Source organism: Streptomyces spectabilis (assembly GCF_008704795.1).
GTDB classification, from domain to species: Bacteria; Actinomycetota; Actinomycetes; order Streptomycetales; family Streptomycetaceae; genus Streptomyces; species Streptomyces spectabilis.
In genome coordinates this window covers 2,431,498-2,448,485 of the sequence record NZ_CP023690.1, presented here as the reverse complement: position 1 = coordinate 2,448,485, position 16,988 = coordinate 2,431,498, and the positions used below count along the sequence as shown (strand labels likewise).

At 73.1% G+C, this 16,988-nt stretch carries 17 protein-coding genes and 1 pseudogene; 13 read left to right on the top strand and 5 right to left on the bottom strand.

Annotated elements, in window-relative coordinates; genetic code table 11:
* Positions 1-63: 63 nt before the first annotated feature.
* From CP982_RS10435 to CP982_RS10400, 8 genes are all read left to right on the top strand, one after another.
* Entirely contained in the window at positions 64-2,265 is a 2,202-nt protein-coding gene (locus CP982_RS10435) for a tetratricopeptide repeat protein (protein ID WP_150510260.1), read from the top strand.
* A 134-nt stretch (positions 2,266-2,399) separates the two neighbouring features.
* Positions 2,400-3,524, top strand: a complete 1,125-nt coding sequence (gene ald / locus CP982_RS10430) for an alanine dehydrogenase (protein WP_150510259.1) — start codon at positions 2,400-2,402, stop codon at positions 3,522-3,524.
* A 363-nt stretch (positions 3,525-3,887) separates the two neighbouring features.
* The gene (locus CP982_RS10425; protein WP_078869119.1) at positions 3,888-5,015 is read left to right on the top strand and encodes a ParA family protein; all 1,128 of its coding nucleotides are present in this window, start codon (positions 3,888-3,890) and stop codon (positions 5,013-5,015) included.
* Complete coding sequence (locus tag CP982_RS10420) at positions 5,000-5,557, top strand: hypothetical protein (RefSeq protein ID WP_170316399.1); 558 nt, start codon at positions 5,000-5,002, stop codon at positions 5,555-5,557. Before CP982_RS10425 ends, CP982_RS10420 begins: the two co-directional genes overlap by 16 nt.
* A 17-nt stretch (positions 5,558-5,574) precedes the next feature.
* Positions 5,575-6,546: a segregation and condensation protein A gene (locus CP982_RS10415; protein WP_150510258.1), complete on the top strand. Its 972-nt coding sequence runs from the start codon at positions 5,575-5,577 to the stop codon at positions 6,544-6,546.
* A gap of 2 nt (positions 6,547-6,548) precedes the next feature.
* Positions 6,549-7,190 (top strand): SMC-Scp complex subunit ScpB, encoded by a 642-nt coding sequence (gene scpB, locus CP982_RS10410; protein WP_150515408.1) that lies wholly within the window; start codon positions 6,549-6,551, stop codon positions 7,188-7,190.
* A 12-nt stretch (positions 7,191-7,202) separates the two neighbouring features.
* The gene (locus CP982_RS10405; protein WP_150510257.1) at positions 7,203-8,414 is read left to right on the top strand and encodes a pseudouridine synthase; all 1,212 of its coding nucleotides are present in this window, start codon (positions 7,203-7,205) and stop codon (positions 8,412-8,414) included.
* Between the two features lie 14 nt (positions 8,415-8,428).
* Entirely contained in the window at positions 8,429-9,175 is a 747-nt protein-coding gene (locus CP982_RS10400) for a nucleotidyltransferase domain-containing protein (protein WP_150515407.1), read from the top strand.
* On the opposite strand, the gene CP982_RS10395 is transcribed toward CP982_RS10400, so the two are convergent.
* From CP982_RS10395 to CP982_RS10380, 4 genes are read right to left on the bottom strand one after another with little or no spacing between them, the layout of a single operon-like run.
* Positions 9,101-9,847: a nucleotidyltransferase domain-containing protein gene (locus CP982_RS10395; RefSeq protein ID WP_150510256.1), complete on the bottom strand. Its 747-nt coding sequence runs from the start codon at positions 9,845-9,847 to the stop codon at positions 9,101-9,103. The two genes, CP982_RS10400 and CP982_RS10395, sit on opposite strands and share 75 nt — an antisense overlap.
* A 21-nt stretch (positions 9,848-9,868) precedes the next feature.
* Positions 9,869-10,324: a Rieske (2Fe-2S) protein gene (locus CP982_RS10390; protein ID WP_150510255.1), complete on the bottom strand. Its 456-nt coding sequence runs from the start codon at positions 10,322-10,324 to the stop codon at positions 9,869-9,871.
* The gene (locus CP982_RS10385; RefSeq protein ID WP_150510254.1) at positions 10,321-10,902 is read right to left on the bottom strand and encodes a DUF6529 family protein; all 582 of its coding nucleotides are present in this window, start codon (positions 10,900-10,902) and stop codon (positions 10,321-10,323) included. Before CP982_RS10385 ends, CP982_RS10390 begins: the two co-directional genes overlap by 4 nt.
* 42 nt (positions 10,903-10,944) lie before the next feature.
* Positions 10,945-11,631, bottom strand: a complete 687-nt coding sequence (locus CP982_RS10380; RefSeq protein WP_150510253.1) for a hypothetical protein — start codon at positions 11,629-11,631, stop codon at positions 10,945-10,947.
* 178 nt (positions 11,632-11,809) lie between these two features.
* Here CP982_RS10380 and CP982_RS10375 point away from each other — a divergent pair.
* The 5 genes and pseudogenes from CP982_RS10375 to der form a co-directional block, all read left to right on the top strand.
* Positions 11,810-12,265 (top strand): annotated as a pseudogene (locus CP982_RS10375) (YidB family protein); the annotation flags it as partial.
* Between the two features lie 105 nt (positions 12,266-12,370).
* Positions 12,371-13,456, top strand: coding sequence for a prephenate dehydrogenase (locus CP982_RS10370; protein ID WP_150510251.1), 1,086 nt, complete (start codon positions 12,371-12,373; stop codon positions 13,454-13,456).
* 109 nt (positions 13,457-13,565) lie between these two features.
* Positions 13,566-14,255: a (d)CMP kinase gene (gene cmk / locus CP982_RS10365; protein WP_150515406.1), complete on the top strand. Its 690-nt coding sequence runs from the start codon at positions 13,566-13,568 to the stop codon at positions 14,253-14,255.
* 56 nt (positions 14,256-14,311) lie between these two features.
* The gene (locus CP982_RS10360; protein ID WP_170316631.1) at positions 14,312-14,899 is read left to right on the top strand and encodes a lysophospholipid acyltransferase family protein; all 588 of its coding nucleotides are present in this window, start codon (positions 14,312-14,314) and stop codon (positions 14,897-14,899) included.
* Positions 14,900-14,973: 74 nt separating this feature from the next.
* The gene (der, locus tag CP982_RS10355) at positions 14,974-16,470 is read left to right on the top strand and encodes a ribosome biogenesis GTPase Der (protein ID WP_144002647.1); all 1,497 of its coding nucleotides are present in this window, start codon (positions 14,974-14,976) and stop codon (positions 16,468-16,470) included.
* A gap of 79 nt (positions 16,471-16,549) precedes the next feature.
* On the opposite strand, the gene CP982_RS10350 is transcribed toward der, so the two are convergent.
* Positions 16,550-16,888 (bottom strand): hypothetical protein, encoded by a 339-nt coding sequence (locus CP982_RS10350; protein ID WP_150510249.1) that lies wholly within the window; start codon positions 16,886-16,888, stop codon positions 16,550-16,552.
* Positions 16,889-16,988 lie beyond the last annotated feature (100 nt).

The following is a 16,988-nucleotide window of genomic DNA, read 5'->3' as shown; positions in this document are numbered from 1 at the left end:
CTCTGCAAGCGTCCCGCCCGGAGTCCCGGCGGGCTCGTGCGCAGGCGGACGGGAGCGTTACCCGTGACGGATCAGGCGGTCGACACGGACGGTGCGGCGCGGGGTGCGGCGGCGCCGCCCACGAGCGCGGCGGCCGGCGCCGACGGGGGCCGGTTCGTGGGCCGCCACCGGGAGTTGAAGGAACTCCGCGCCGACATCGACCGCGCCGGGCTCGACACCCTCTCGGGGCGCAAGGCCCCCCGCGCCCGCGTCCTGCTCATCGCGGGCCGCCCCGGTTCGGGCCGCACCGCCCTCGCCGAGGAACTGGCCCGGCAGCTCGCCGACGCCTACCCCGACGGGATCCTGCGCGCCCGCCTCTCCGACCCCGACGGCACGCCCGTGCCCACCGAGCGCACCGCCCGCGAACTCCTCGACGCGCTCGCGGTGCCCGCCCCCGCGGGTGCGGGCGAGGACGACCTGACCGCGACGCTGCGCGCGGCCCTCGCCGACCGCAGGGCGCTGCTGCTCCTGGACGACGTCGCCGACATCGCCGCTCCGCCCGTCGCCACGGACGCCGACGGGACCGACGCCGCGGACGAGGCCGAGGACACCGGCGCCGTGCTCGCCGCCGGCGCCGCCGCGCAGGTCGACCCGCTGCTCCCGGACACCCCCGACTGCCTGGTCGTCGCCGTGTCCGGCGGCCCCCTCACCGGCATCCCCGACGTGCGGCCCTGCACGCTCGGCGGCCTGGACACCAAGGCCGCGCTCGACCTGCTGACCCGCAGCGCGGGCTCGGTGCGCATCACCGTCGACCCGCGCTCCGCCGAGAGCCTGGTCGAGGCCTGCGGCGGCCACCCCGCGGCCCTCGTGATCGCCGGGGGTTGGCTCGCCGCCCGGCCCAAGGCGGCCGTCGCCGACCTCACCAAGCAGGTCCGCGAGCTCCCCGAGGACGGCGCGGCCGACTCGGGGCTCGCCCGTGTGTTCCGCCAGGCCTACGCAGGCCTTCCCGGCCCCGCCGCGCGGATACTGCGTCTGCTGTGCCTCGCCCCCGCCGGGTACGTCGACCCGCACACCGCGTCGGCGCTCGCGGGCTGTTCGGTGAGCGCGGCGCGGGCCACGCTCGACGACTTCGTGGCGCTCGGCCTGCTGCGCGCCGTGGACTCGCCGCTGCCGCAGTACGACGTGCCGGGCTGTCTGGTGCCGCTGCTCCGGGAGTTGACGGAGGCCCAGGACCGGCCCGGTGAGGTGCAGTTGGCGCGCGCCCGGATGCTGGAGCGGACCGTGCGCCTTCTCCAGTCCTGCCGCGCGGTCACCGAGCCCGGCGACTCGGCCGCGCGCAAGAAGCTCGCCGGGCTGCCCCGCGCGCTGCGCTTCCCGAACCCGCGCGCCGCCGCCGAGTGGCTGCGCATCCGCAGGCCCGCGCTGCTGGCCGCGGCCCGGCTCGCGGTCGCGGACGGCGAGCTCGACACGCTCGCCCGGCGGCTGATGTCGGCCCTGACCCGGGCGCTCGCCGCGCACTGGGGCACCGAGGCCGCCGCCCCCGACCTGTACGGCATCCACCAGCTCGTCCTCGACGTGGCCGAGCGCCGGGACCTGCCGCGCGAGCAGGCCGCCGCCCTGTTGAACCTCGCGGACCTGGACGCGCGCACCGGCCGCACGCACGAGGCCCTGGCCCGCTACCGCGCCGCCCTGGACTGCGCCCGGGCGGCGGGCGACCCGTACGCGACGGGGCGCGCGATGGAATCCGTAGGCGGCGCCTACCAGGAGCTGGGGGACTACCCCCGGGCCGCCGACTGGTACGGCAGGGCCCTCGCCGAGCACCAGGCCCGGGACGAGCGGGCCGAGGCCGCGCGGCTGCACGGCCGCATCGCCACCGCCCACACCTACGCGGGCCGCTACGGCGAGGCCCTGCGCAACTGGAGCTCGGCCGTCGCGGGCCACCGCAAGACCGGGGACCTCCCCGCCCGGGCCCGCGCGCTCGGCGAGCTGGCGCGGGTCCAGGAGTACGCGGGCCGCCCCGAGGACTGTCTGCGCACCTGCCAGGAGGCGGTCGACCTGGCCCGGCAGGCGGCGGACACCCGGCTGCTCGCGGCGCTCCAGCTGCGGCTCGCCGACACCCTGGACCGGCTCGGCGATCCGGCCGCGGCCCGGCTGCACCGCGCGGCCGCCGAGCGCATGCTTGGAAGTGAGCTGAGCGGTGGGTCCGCCGAGGTCGCGGGGCCTGCCTCAATGGATGGAGCCCCGGCCTCCGCCTACGAAATCCGTAGTGCATCCGGTAGGGATTGATGCTTTGAAAGGCTAGACAGCGAGAACTCCTTCATTAGAATGGCTCCGCCGCGTGTCTACGTGGTGTCTTCCGATGCGCCCGCGTGCGTGCCGGTATGTACTGCATTGCCCTAAATCCCCCTGAGCCAAGGACCGTGATCGACGTGAAGGTCGGCATCCCCCGCGAGGTCAAGAACAACGAGTTCCGGGTGGCCATCACCCCCGCCGGCGTGCACGAGCTGGTGCGCCATGGCCACCAGGTCGTCATCGAGCGCAACGCCGGTGTCGGCTCGTCGATCACGGACGACGAGTACGTCGCCGCGGGCGCCGAGATCCTCGAGACCGCCGACGAGGTCTGGGCCTCGGCCGACCTGCTCCTGAAGGTCAAGGAGCCGATCGCGGAGGAGTACCACCGCCTCCGCAAGGACCAGACGCTCTTCACCTACCTGCACCTGGCCGCCTCCAAGGAGTGCACGGACGCGCTCCTGGAGTCGGGCACCACGGCCATCGCGTACGAGACGGTGGAGCTGCCCAGCCGCGCCCTGCCGCTGCTCGCCCCGATGTCCGAGGTCGCGGGCCGCCTGGCCCCGCAGGTCGGCGCCTACCACCTGATGCGCGCGGTCGGCGGCCGCGGCGTGCTGCCCGGCGGCGTCCCCGGCGTGGCGGCGGGCAAGGCCGTCGTCATCGGCGGCGGCGTCTCGGGCTGGAACGCCGCGCAGATCGCCATCGGCATGGGCTTCCACGTCACCCTGCTCGACCGCGACATCAACAAGCTCAAGGAAGCCGACAAGATCTTCGGCACGAAGATCCAGACCGTCGTCTCCAACGCCTTCGAGCTGGAGAAGGCCTGCCTGGAGGCCGACCTCGTGATCGGCGCCGTCCTCATCCCGGGCGCCAAGGCCCCCAAGCTCGTCACCAACGAGCTGGTCTCGCGCATGAAGCCCGGAAGTGTTCTTGTCGACATCGCGATCGACCAGGGCGGCTGCTTCGAGGACTCGCGTCCCACCACGCACGCCGAGCCGACCTTCCCGGTGCACAACTCGGTCTTCTACTGCGTGGCCAACATGCCCGGCGCGGTGCCCAACACCTCCACGTACGCGCTGACCAACGCGACGATGCCGTACATCGTGTCCCTGGCCAACAACGGCTGGGTCGAGGCCCTGCGCCGCGACCCGGCGCTCGCCCTCGGTCTCAACACGCATGACGGCAAGGTCGTTTACAAGGAGGTCGCCGAGGCCCACGGCTACGAGCACCTCGAGCTGGCCTCCCTGCTCGGCTGATCTCGGCGAACGTCAACAAAAGTCGTCAATCTCACGCCAGCGGCCGGACCTTGCGAGGGGTCCGGCCGCCGGTGGTTCGGCGCGAACACGGTCAACTCGCCGTGAAACTTACCCTTTAACCGTTTCGCGCACCCCGGAAACGTGCCGACGAAGCGGCATACGCCCTTGACACCGGGGTGTTCCGTTGCCGACACATCGGGCCGGGTCCGGCGGATTGTGTTGCTGCGGAGCGGTGACACGCCATAGAGTCGCCAACCGTCGGCATGGTGCCACGCTGACCTATCTAGAAATTTCCTGGTCACCAAGGAGGTAAGACGACTTGTGAATGAGTCGACATTTGCTCCCGGGGGTGGTCAACCAGGAATGTCTGGACGGGGCCAGGGTCCCGTCGGGCTCGAGGCTGTCGGCTCCGTCGCTGTCCACACCTTCGAAGCCCGCCAGAGTCCGACACCGTCAGCACCCCAGAGCATGGATGGCCAACACGTGAACGCCATGGCCGGCGACCGGAGTGGCGACAACACCACCCCTACTTCCCTCGCCGACTACGAGGAACTGCCCCAGGGTCATTTCTACGACCCCGACGCGGAGTACGAGCCCGACCCGGAGTACGCGGCCACGCTCGCCCCCGACGCCGCGCGTCAGCGCCGCGAGCGCATCGGCCCGACCGGGCGTCCGCTGCCGTACTTCCCGATCCCGGGACCCCTGACCGACCACGGCCCCGCGAAGATCATCGCGATGTGCAACCAGAAGGGCGGCGTCGGCAAGACCACGTCGACCATCAACCTGGGTGCCGCGCTCGCGGAGTACGGCCGCCGGGTCCTGCTCGTCGACTTCGACCCGCAGGGCGCGCTCTCGGTCGGCCTCGGCGTGAACCCGATGGAGCTCGACCTCACGGTCTACAACCTGCTCATGGAGCGGGGCATGTCCGCCGACGAGGTGCTCCTGAAGACCGCGGTCCCCAACATGGACCTGCTGCCCAGCAACATCGACCTCTCCGCCGCCGAGGTGCAGCTCGTCAGCGAGGTCGCGCGCGAGTCCACGCTGCAGCGCGCCCTGAAGCCGCTCATGGCCGACTACGACTACATCGTGATCGACTGTCAGCCCTCGCTCGGCCTGCTCACGGTCAACGCGCTCACCGCGGCCCACAAGGTCATCGTGCCGCTGGAGTGCGAGTTCTTCGCGCTGCGCGGTGTGGCCCTGCTCACCGAGACGATCGAGAAGGTCCAGGAGCGGCTCAACCCCGACCTGGAGCTCGACGGCATCCTCGCGACGATGTACGACTCGCGCACGGTGCACAGCCGCGAGGTGCTCGCGCGCGTGGTCGAGGCGTTCGACGACCACGTCTACCACACGGTGATCGGCCGTACGGTGCGCTTCCCGGAGACCACCGTCGCCGGTGAGCCGATCACGACGTACGCCTCGAACTCGGTCGGCGCGGCCGCCTATCGCCAGCTCGCCAGGGAGGTGCTCGCCCGGTGTCACGCCGAGTGAGTCTGCCCGGGGCCGACGAACTGTTCCGTACGACCGGGGGCATGGCGCTGCAGGCCTCGACGCCGCGGCGCCAGACGAATGGCGAGGCGAGGGTGCCCGCACCGGCGGGCGAGAGCGACGAGGCCGCCGCGGAGGAGTCGCACGCCTCCGCCGCCGCACAGGGTGACGGCGAGTCCGCCGAGCACCCCGCGGGCGAGGAGGAGCCGGGCAGCGACGCGCAGGGGCGCCGCCCGGCGCAGGAAGGTTCTGGCAGCTCCGGCGCGGGCAAGAACGCGGGCTCCACGGCCACCCAGACGCGCAAGCGCGGCCGGGCCGCCAACCGGCGCCCCAGCGGGCGCGAGCGGCACGACGAGAAGATCACCGTGTACGTCTCCGCCGAGGAGCTGATGGACCTGGAGCACGCGCGCCTCGTGCTGCGCGGGGAGCACGGGCTCGCGGTGGACCGCGGGCGCATCGTGCGCGAGGCCGTCGCCGTCGTCCTCGCCGACCTGGAATCGCGGGGGGACGCGAGCATTCTCGTACGACGGCTGCGCGGGCGGTAGCGGTACCTTTCCGCGTAATGTCCACCACCTCGACGAGCAGCACATCCGCACCGCCGTCCGCACGCCGACGCGCGCTGGGGCGAGGGCCGGGGGCGGACGCCTCCCCGAGCCCGTCCCCCGTGGAGGAGGCCCCGCAGCGGCCTCCGGAGCCCCGTGACGACGAGCCCACCGAGCCCGACGACGGGCGGTTCACGGTCCGCCTCGCCAACTTCGAAGGCCCCTTCGACCTGCTGCTCCAGCTCATCGCCAAGCACAAGATGGACGTCACCGAGGTCGCGCTCTCCAAGGTGACCGACGAGTTCATGGTGCACATCCGGGCCATGGGCCCGGCCTTCGACCTGGACCAGACCACCGAGTTCCTGGTGGTCGCCGCGACGCTGCTCGATCTGAAGGCGGCCCGTCTCCTGCCCGCCGCCGAGGTCGAGGACGAGGCGGACCTGGCGCTGCTCGAAGCCCGTGACCTGCTCTTCGCGCGGCTGCTCCAGTACCGCGCGTACAAACAGATCGCCGACATCTTCAGCGGCCGCCTCGACGACGAGGCGCGCCGCTATCCGCGGACCGTCGGCCTCGAACCGCACCACGCCGAGCTGCTGCCCGAGGTCGTCATCAGCATCGGCGCCGAGGGGTTCGCCAAGCTCGCCGTGAAGGCGATGCAGCCCAAGGCCGAGCCCCAGGTCTACGTCGACCACATCCACGCGCCGCTGGTCTCCGTGCGCGAGCAGGCCGCCGTGGTCGTGGCGCGGCTGCGGGAGCGCGGCGAGGCCAGCTTCCGGGGCCTGATCGAGGAGCTGGGGCCCGACGACACCCTGACCGTCGTGGCGCGCTTCCTGGCCCTCCTGGAGCTCTACCGGGAGAAGGCCGTCGCCCTGGAGCAGGAGGACGCGCTCGGCGAGCTGACGGTCCGCTGGACCGGCGGGGACGGCGACGGCGAGCCGACCGTGACCGACGAGTTCGACCGGGCCCCCGAGCCGGATCAGGAGAAACCGTGAGCATCGAGAGCCCCGCGGGGGAGCTGCGGGCCGAGGTCGCGGAGCTCGCGCTGAAGCCCGCCCTTGAGGCCGTCCTCATGGTCGTGGACGAGCCGGCGACCGAGGAACACCTGGCGAAGGTCCTCCAGCGGCCCCGGCGGGCCGTCGCGGGCGCCCTGCGCGAGCTGGCCGACGAGTACACCGCTCAGGGCCGGGGCTTCGAGCTGCGCCTGGTGGCGGGGGGCTGGCGGTACTACACGCGCCCCGCGTACGCGCCCGCGGTCGAGGGCTTCGTCCTGGACGGGCAGCACGCCCGGCTCACCCAGGCGGCTCTGGAGACGCTCGCCGTCGTCGCCTACCGCCAGCCGGTCAGCCGCTCCCGGGTCTCCGCGGTGCGCGGAGTGAACTGCGACGGGGTCATGCGCACCCTGCTCCAGCGCGGTCTGGTGGAGGAGGCGGGCGCGGAACCCGAAACAGGTGCGATCCTGTACAGGACGACGAACTACTTCCTGGAGCGGATGGGCCTGCGCGGCCTGGACGAGCTCCCGGAGCTCGCGCCCTTCCTCCCGGAGGCGGAGGCGATCGAGGCCGAGACGCAGGAGGGACTTCCGTCGTTCGATCCGGACGCGCCCGACGCCCCGGACGAGAAGACGCAGACGACCTAAGACGGAACTTTGATGCGAAGCAGCAGCGGCAGGAACAGCAGCGGAAACAACGGCGGGAGCCGTGGTGGCAACAGCGGCGGCCGCGGCAACAGCGGCGGCCGCCCCAGCGGTGGCGGTCGCGGTAACAGCGGTGGTCGCCCCACGGGCGGTGGCCGCGGCAACAGCGGTGGCGGCGGCGCCCGCGGGAACTTCCGTGGCGCCGGCAACGACCGCGACGACAAGCAGGGCAGCGGCCGCCCCAGCAAGCCCCGCCCCGAGGAGCGTCGCTACGACGTAGGCCCCGGCGCCACCCAGGACGGCCCCAAGTCGGGCCGCGGCGCCTCCGCGCGCGGCGGCGCCAAGGGCGGCCCCAAGCGGAGCCAGGACCAGCGTGGCGGCGGCCGCGGCCGTCCGGCCCCGGCGTACTCGCGCGAGTACGAGACGCGGGCGGAGGAGCGCAACCGCGAGCGTTACGCGGGCAAGCCGAAGGTCAGCACGCCCAAGACCTTCCCCGGCGCCGAGCAGGAGGGCGAGCGCCTGCAGAAGGTCCTCGCCCGCGCGGGCTACGGCTCCCGGCGCGCCTGCGAGGAGCTGATCGAGCAGGCCCGGGTGGAGGTCAACGGCGAGATCGTCCTTGAGCAGGGCCAGCGGGTGCAGCCGGAGAAGGACGAGATCAAGGTCGACGGCCTGACCGTGGCCACGCAGTCGTACCAGTTCTTCGCCCTGAACAAGCCCGCGGGCGTCGTCTCCACCATGGAGGACAACGAGGGGCGCCAGTGCCTCGGCGACTACACGAACAACCGCGAGACGCGGCTGTTCCACGTGGGGCGGCTCGACACCGAGACCGAGGGCGTCATCCTGCTCACCAACCACGGTGAGCTGGCCCACCGCCTGACGCACCCCAAGTACGGCGTGAAGAAGGTCTACCTCGCGCACATCGTCGGCCCGATCCCGCGCGACCTGGGCAAGCAGCTCAAGGACGGCATCCAGCTGGAGGACGGGTACGCGAAGGCGGACCACTTCCGCGTCGTCGAGCAGACCGGCAAGAACTACCTGGTCGAGGTCACCCTGCACGAGGGCCGCAAGCACATCGTGCGCCGCATGCTCGCCGAGGCCGGGTTCCCCGTCGACAAGCTGGTGCGGGTCGCCTTCGGCCCGATCACGCTCGGCGACCAGAAGTCGGGCTGGCTGCGCCGCCTGTCCAACACCGAGGTCGGCATGCTGATGAAGGAAGTCGATCTGTAGTGCTCGCGGAGTCGGTGGTGGACGCGCTCGACCTGGGCGCCGTAGCGGCGGAGCAGGCCGATCCGCTGCTGTTCGCGACGGTGTCCGGGGCCCATCTGTACGGGTTCCCGTCCCGGGACTCGGACGTGGACCTGCGGGGCGTCCACCTGCTGCCCGTGGCCGACCTGGTCGGTCTGCGGGAGGCGGAGGAGACGCGTTCGCGGATGTGGCTGCGGGACGGCGTCGAGATGGACCTGGTCACGCACGACCTGCGCAAGTTCGCGCGCCTGTTGCTGCGGCACAACGGCTACGTCCTGGAGCAGCTGCTCTCCCCGCTGGTCGCGCACACCACCGACGCGCACGCGGAGCTGGCCGCCCTCGCGCCCACCGTCCTGACCAGCCACCACGCGCACCACTACCGGGGCTTCGCGCAGACGCAGTGGCGGCTGTTCGAGAAGAACGGCGAGCTGAAGCCCCTGCTCTACACCTTCCGCGTGCTGCTCACCGGCATCCACCTGATGCGCGGCGGCGCCGTCGTCGCGCATCTGCCCACGCTGGTGGACGAGGTCGGCGAGGCGCCCGCCTATCTGCCCGACCTCGTCGCCGCCAAGCGGGAGGCCGAGCACGGCGGTGCCGAGGTCGACCGGCGGCGGGTGGCCGCCGACGTCGAGCGGCTGCACGGCGTCCTGGACGAGGCGCGGGCCGCGTCAGCCCTGCCGGGCGTCCACAGCGCGTACGACGCCCTGCACGACCTGGTCGTCCGCGTACGTCTGGAGGGCTGACGCCCGGCGGGCGCGGTACAGGAAGTCCTCGACGCGGCGGCGGTCCGGCTCCGGCGGCAGCCGGGTGCGGGCCGCCGCCGCGTCGCACTCCGCCGCGAGCCGGGCCATCCGGGACTCCACCTCCGGCCAGGGAACCTCGCCGCGCTTGACGGCGAGCAGCGGCTCGCGCGCGGAGCCCACGTCCAGGGTCAGCTCGCCGGTCAGGAGCAGATCGCGGCAGCTGCCGAGCAGCCGCAGCAGGTGCATGGCGTGCTTCCAGCGCGGGGCGCCGTGGCTGCGGACGTCGGCGTCGAGCTTCTTGCGCTGGCCGAGCGCGTAGCGGGCGAAGGTCTCGTGGGCCTGCCGGGACAGGAAGGCCCCGCGCAGGGCGAGCAGCTCGCGGCCGGTGTCCGTGACGTGTTCGACGAGCGGGGAGTGCAGGCACTCCAGAACGTTCGGATTGGCGCGCAGGGCCAGCGCGCAGAAGCGCTCCAGCTCCCAGCCGAACTGCTCGGCCGCCGGTCCCTCGACGTGCGTGGGCGGCTTCTCGAAGCGCCAGTACAGCGGGGTCGGCGCGAGGAACACGCCCCTGCGGTCGGTGTCGCTGTCGTCCGTGGCCAGGCCGAAGGCGCGCGACCCCATCACGCAGGCGTAGATCGTGTGGTCGCGGACCAGGTCCTGGGGGTTGTCCATCTCCGGAGCGTACGTGGTCGGTCAGGTGAGCCTGATCGCGTTTCCCGTGACGTCGATGCCACGTGGGGCCAGCGCCCGCGGCGCGGGGCCGTCCGTCACCGAGGCGTCCGCCACGCTGAACCTGCTGCCGTGGCACGGGCAGTTGATCGTGCCGTCGGACACGTCGCGGACCGTGCAGCCCTGGTGCGTGCAGATCGCGGAGAACGCCTTGAAGTCCCCCTTCTCGGGCTGGGTGACCACGACCTTCTCGTCCTTGAAGACCTTGCCGCCGCCGACCGGGACCTCGGACGTCTTCGCCAGGGGCGGCGCCTTGGCCGGCCGCTCGCCGGGGGCGCCGCCGCCGGAGGACGGGGGCGTGGACTCCGGCGGGTCCGGCTCCGCGCCCTCGTCGCCGTACTTGTCGCACGCGGCGGCCGCCGCCGCGAGTGCCGCAGCGGCGAGCGCCGCCCGCCGGGTGGGCCGTCCGCCGCCGCTCACGTCGTCACTCCGACCGTGCGGAAGAACCACAGCGCCGACGTCACCCACACCACGGTGAGCACGGCGAAGACCAGGCCGCCGACCAGCGGGAGCAGCCAGCCGGGCAGGCGCGCCGAGCGGAGCAGCAGCATCTTGGCGCTGAACGCGCCGAAGAAGAAGCAGCCGAGGAAGGAATGCCACAGCACGCGCGTCGAGTACGTCTGGTAGCCGAGCGCGTAGAGGCAGTGGACCGCGACCGGCACGGCCACCAGGAACGCGATCCGGCCCGACCAGCGGTGCAGCGCCGCCGACCAGGAGGGCCCGGGCAGCTTGCCGTAGACCATGAGGGCGGAGCCGACCTGGAGCAGCGCGAAGCCGAACGCGGTGGTGGCGAGCCACGACTTCACGGCGCTGGTGGAGCTGAAGCCCGCGAGGTTGAAGGCGGTGCCCTCGGGGTCGTGGACCTTGCCGTACGCGCCGAGGCCGACGGCCACGGCGGCCGCGACCAGGGCTGGCACCAGATAGCGCGCCGGGTGCTCGCGGCGCGGGCCCGCGGGGAAGCCGGCGCCTTGGGTGGGGGCGTTGGGGTCGACGCTCACGGGGCCTCCCGGGGCGGGCGCGGATGGGTGCGTGCGGGGCGCTCAGGGCACGACGGGGCGGGCGGTGAGGCGGCCGCCGCCGGGCAGCCGGACGGTGCCGGTAGCTGGGTCGAGGCGGGGAGCTCCGGTGGGCTCGCCGTCGCGGTTGAGGATGCCGACCTGGCTGCCGTCGGGTTGGACGATCCAGCCGCCGTCGAGGCGCTCGCCGCGGACCTCGGACGTCGCGCGGTAGAGCCCCGCGGGCTTCTTCGCCCTGGGGGCGCTGAAGGCCCGGGGCCTGTCGCGGACGTCGACCGTGCCGCGGACCGTGTCGCCCTCGACGCGCCCGTCGAGCTTCGCGCCGCCCTTGCCGGTGAGGCGCAGCGAGCCGTCGTCCTCGACGTCGCCCTTCAGCCAGGACTCGGTGGTCCTGCCGTCGCAGTAGTACGCCGTGGCCTTGCCTTCGCGCAGCGTGATGGCGACGGAGGCGGTGTCGTCGTCCGTGCGGCCCGTGTACTTGCCGTCGGCGGGCGGTCGCGGCTTCTTCGAGGGCGACGGCTTCTTCGAAGGCGACGTCTCGGAGGGCGACGGCTTCACCGAGGGGCTGGGCGGCGGCGCCGGCTTCGCCGTGCTGGACGAGGAGTCGCCGTACGACGAACCGCCCGACCCCGTGGTCACGTTGAGCGACAGCATGAACAGGGCGAGCAGCAGCCCCCCGAGCAGCGTGAACAAGGGTCCTGAGCGCTTCATACGTCCCCCCGAGGCGCGTGGCCTGCCCCTCCATGCAAGCCGACCCGCACCCCGGCGTCCAGGGGCGCACGGGGGCTGTGCACCCGTGGTGCGAATGGGTTCCGCGCCGGTCGCTCCGAGTGGCGGCGCGCGGCGGTCCGGGTGACATTGGCAGGGTCCGGGGCCCCGGCCCGCGGGGCGGGGCCCGGCCGGCGAAGCGAAAGGCACGACCATGGCGGGTAACGATCTCGGCGGCCTCCTCGGCGGTCTCCTCGGAGGCGGCCAGCAGGGCGGAGGCTCGTCCGGCGGCGGCGCCAACATCCTCGGCGCCCTGCTGGGTGCGCTGATGAGCAAGGGCGGCGGCGGGAGCAACCCGCTGGGCGGCCTCCTCGACGGGCTGACCAAGGCCGGGCTCGCCGACCAGGCCCAGTCGTGGGTCGGTTCCGGCGAGAACCAGCCGGTCTCCGGCGCGCAGGTCAAACAGGCCCTGCCCGACGGCACCCTCCAGCAGGTCGCCCAGGACGCCGGGGTCTCGCCCGAGCAGGCCGCCGACGAGATCGCGCAGCAGCTGCCGCAGGTCGTCGACAAGCTGACCCCGAGCGGACAGGTGCCGACCGGCTCCCTGGAGGACATCATCAGACAGCAGCAGCTCTGAGCCGCACAGCGCCCACCCCCCAACCCCACACCCCGCGCCCGTGTCACCGGCGGTGACTAGGCTGTACGCACTACAGCAGCACGGAAGCTACGGGGACATCGCCCAGTGAGAACAGCCCTCGTCATCGGCACCGGCCTCATCGGCACCTCCGCCGCCCTGGCCCTGGCCCGGCGCGGCGTCGCCGTCCACCTCGCCGACCACGACACCGAGCAGGCCCGCACGGCCGCCGCGCTCGGCGCCGGGACCGCGACGGAGCCGGAGGGCCCCGTCGACCTGTGCGTGGTCGCGGTGCCGCCCGCGCACGTCGCCGCGACGCTCGCCGACGCGATGCGCCGCGGCCTCGCCCGCGGCTATCTGGACGTCGCGAGCGTCAAGGGCGGACCGCGCCGCGAGCTCGAGTCGCTCGGGCTCGACCTGACGCCGTACATCGGCACGCACCCCATGTCGGGGCGCGAGCGCAGCGGCCCCCTGGCCGCGTCCGCCGACCTCTTCGAGGGCCGCCCCTGGGTGCTCACGCCCACCCGGGACACCGACACCGAGGTGCTGAACCTCGCCCTGGAGCTGGTCGCCCAGTGCCGGGCCGTGCCCGTGGTCATGGACGCCGACGCCCACGACCGGGCCGTCGCCCTCGTCTCGCACATGCCGCACCTGGTGTCCAGCATGGTCGCGGCCCGCCTGGAGAACGCCGAGGAGTCGGCGGTCCGGCTGTGCGGCCAGGGCATCCGCGACGTCACGCGCATCGCCGCGTCCGACCCGCGGATGTGGATCGACATCCTCTCCGCCAACCCGGGCCCGGTCGCCGACCTGCTCGCGGACGTCGCCGCCGACCTCCAGGAGACCGTCGCCGCGCTGCGGGGCCTGGAGTCGGCCGACGCGACCAAGCGGCTCGACGGCGCCACGGGCGTGGAGAAGGTGCTGCGACGCGGCAACGCGGGCCAGGCCCGGGTGCCCGGCAAGCACGGCTCCGCGCCGTCCGCGTACGAGGTCGTGGCCGTCCTCATCAACGACCAGCCCGGGCAGCTGGCCCGCATCTTCGCCGACGCGGAGCGCGCCGGGGTCAACGTCGAGGACGTCCGCATGGAGCACGCCACCGGGCAGCAGGCCGGTCTGGTCCAGCTCATGGTGGAGCCCGCGGCGGCGGCACCCCTTGCCGCGGCGCTGCGGGAGCGGGGCTGGTCGCTGCGGCCGTAGCGGTGGCCAGACGAGGGCCGGGGCGCGAGCCAGTAACCTTGTGCGGGGCGTCGCAGACGTCCCCCACCCACCCGCGCCCCGAGAAAGGCACCCGCAGCCCGTGGAATCCCTGGAAAACAGCGCTGCCGCAGGCACCGTGATCGTCGCCATCGACGGGCCGTCCGGCACGGGCAAGTCCAGCACGTCCAAGGCCGTCGCCGCACAGCTCGGCCTGAGCTACCTGGACACCGGCGCCCAGTACCGGGCGATCACGTGGTGGATGGTGACCAACGGCATCGACCTCACCGACCCCGGCGCGATCGCCGCCGCGGCCGGCAAGCCCGAGATCGTCTCCGGCACGGACCCGGCCGCCCCGACGATCACGGTCGACGGCACGGACGTGGCGGGCCCGATCCGCACGCAGGAGGTCACCTCCAAGGTCAGCGCCGTCAGCGCCGTCCCCGACGTGCGCACCCGGATCACCGAGCTGCAGCGCTCCATCGCCCTCGCCGCCGAGAAGGGCATCGTCGTCGAGGGCCGGGACATCGGCACCACGGTCCTGCCCGACGCCGATCTCAAGATCTTCCTCACGGCGTCCCCGGAGGCCCGTGCCGCCCGCCGCTCCGGCGAGCTCAAGGGCGCCGACGTGAACGCCACGCGCGAGGCCCTCATCAAGCGCGACGCCGCCGACTCCAGCCGCAAGACGTCGCCGCTCGCCAAGGCCGGCGACGCCGTCGAGGTCGACACCACCGAGCTCTCGCTCCAGCAGGTCATCGAGTGCGTCGTCACCCTCGTTGAGGAGAAGCGGGCCGGGAAGTGACCACCGCGGCATCCGAGCGCGGGGCCGAGGTCGGGCGGCGCATCGGCGTCGGTCTGATGTACGGCCTGTGGAAGCCCCGCGTGCTGGGCTCCTGGCGGGTGCCGGCGAGCGGCCCGGTCATCCTGGCCGTCAACCACTCGCACAACGTCGACGGCCCGATGGTCATGGGCGTGGCGCCCCGGCCGACGCACTTCCTGATCAAGAAGGAGGCGTTCGTCGGCCCGCTCGGCAGGTTCCTGGGCGCCATCGGCCAGATCCAGGTCGACCGCGCGACGGCCGACCGGACGGCGATCACCGACGCCCTCGGCGTCCTGGCGCAGGGCGGCGTCCTCGGGATCTTCCCGGAGGGCACCCGGGGCGACGGCGACTTCGCCTCGCTGCGCGCGGGGCTCGCGTACTTCGCGGTGCGCTCGGGGGCGCCGATCGTGCCGGTCGCCGTCCTCGGCAGCACGGAGCGCGGCGGCCGCCTGATACGGCAGCTGCCGCCGCTGCGCAGCCGCGTGGACGTCGTCTTCGGGGACCCCTTCGAAGCGGGCGACGGCAGCGGGCGGCGTACGCGCAAGGCGCTGGACGAGGCGACCGTGCGCATCCAGGAGCAGCTGACCGCCCACCTGGAAAACGCCAGGCGCCTGACCGGGCGCTGAGTCAGACTTTCAGTAGTGACCCGCCGCACGGAGGGGTCACCGATCACCACGATGAACGACGAGGTACGGACTTCATGAACGACCAGATCCAGCCCGAGGGCGAGCCGACGGAGCACGTCGAGCACGACCATGGGGCGCTTGGCGACGCCGAGTACGCGGAGTTCATGGAGCTCGCCGCCGTAGAGGGCTTCGACATCGAGGACGTCGAGGGCGCCATCGAGGCGGCCGGGCACGGCCCGCTGCCCGTGCTCGCCGTCGTCGGCCGCCCCAATGTCGGCAAGTCGACGCTGGTGAACCGCATCATCGGCCGCCGCGAGGCCGTCGTCGAGGACAAGCCGGGCGTGACCCGCGACCGCGTCACCTACGAGGCCGAGTGGGCGGGCCGCCGCTTCAAGGTCGTCGACACGGGCGGCTGGGAGCAGGACGTCCTCGGCATCGACGCCTCCGTCGCCGCCCAGGCGGAGTACGCGATCGAGGCGTCGGACGCCGTCGTCTTCGTCGTCGACGCCAAGGTCGGCGTCACCGACACCGACGAGGCCGTGGTGCGCCTCCTGCGCAAGGCGGGCAAGCCCGTCGTGCTGTGTGCCAACAAGGTCGACGGCCCGAGCGGCGAGGCCGACGCCACGGCCCTGTGGTCCCTCGGCATCGGCGAGCCGCACCCGGTCTCCTCGCTGCACGGCCGCGGCACCGGTGACATGCTCGACGCCGTCCTCGAGGCGCTGCCTGAGGCGCCCGCGCAGTCCTTCGGCACCGCCGTCGGCGGCCCGCGCCGCATCGCGCTCATCGGCCGTCCGAACGTGGGCAAGTCCTCCCTCCTGAACAAGGTGGCGAACGAGGAGCGCGTCGTCGTCAACGAGCTCGCGGGCACCACCCGCGACCCGGTCGACGAGCTGATCGAGCTGGGCGGCATCACCTGGAAGTTCGTCGACACGGCGGGCATCCGCAAGCGCGTCCACCTCCAGCAGGGCGCCGACTACTACGCCTCGCTGCGCACGGCCGCCGCCGTGGAGAAGGCGGAGGTCGCGGTCATCCTGATCGACGCCAGCGAGTCCATCAGCGTGCAGGACCAGCGCATCGTCACGATGGCGGTGGAGGCGGGCCGCGCGGTCGTCCTCGCGTTCAACAAGTGGGACACCCTCGACGAGGAGCGCCGCTACTACCTGGAGCGGGAGATCGAGACGGAGCTCGCGCAGGTCGCGTGGGCGCCGCGGGTGAACGTGTCGGCGCGCACGGGGCGGCACATGGAGAAGCTCGTCCCCGCCATCGAGACGGCCATCGCGGGCTGGGAGACGCGCGTCCCGACGGGCCGTCTGAACGCGTTCCTCGGTGAGCTGGTCGCCGCCCACCCGCACCCGGTCCGGGGCGGCAAGCAGCCGCGCATCCTCTTCGGCACCCAGGCGGGCACCAAGCCGCCGCGGTTCGTCCTGTTCGCCTCGGGCTTCATCGAGCACGGTTACCGCCGCTTCGTGGAGCGCAGGCTGCGCGAGGAGTTCGGCTTCGAGGGCACGCCGATCCACATCTCGGTGCGGGTGCGCGAGAAGCGCGGGCAGAAGACCCAGAAGAAGAAGTAGCCGCGGCACCGCGGTCCGCATGCCGATGCCCGGCCTCCGAGTGGAGGGCCGGGCATCGGCATGCGGGAGGTGCGGGTGGTCAGCCCCGGCGCGGGCCCGGGGGGAGGGCGGCCGGGAAGAGGTGGCCGTAGCCGTGGTGGTCGACCTGGGTGGGCTGGCCGTAGCGGGCCACGTTGAAGGCGTTGTGCCGGGGATCGTGGCGCGGGTCGTGCCGGGGGGTGTGGCGCGGGTCGTGCCGTACGGCGCCGTAGGGCGCGGCGTTGCCGTACGGCCCGGGGCCGAAGCCGGTGAACCTCAGCTCCTCCTCGCCGGTCCGGTCGCCCGGAAGGGCCCGGAACGCCCTGAGGTACTCGGTGTACAGGGCGTCGTAGATCGGCGTGGCCGAGAAGGCGCCCGTGGTGTCCTGCGCGGAGCGCATGGACGGGATGGGGCTGGCGTACGGCCGGTGGTGTGTGGCGTCGTATACGTGCACGTCTGAGCCAACGACCTGGGGGGTTCCCGGGATGCGGGGCCCGGGC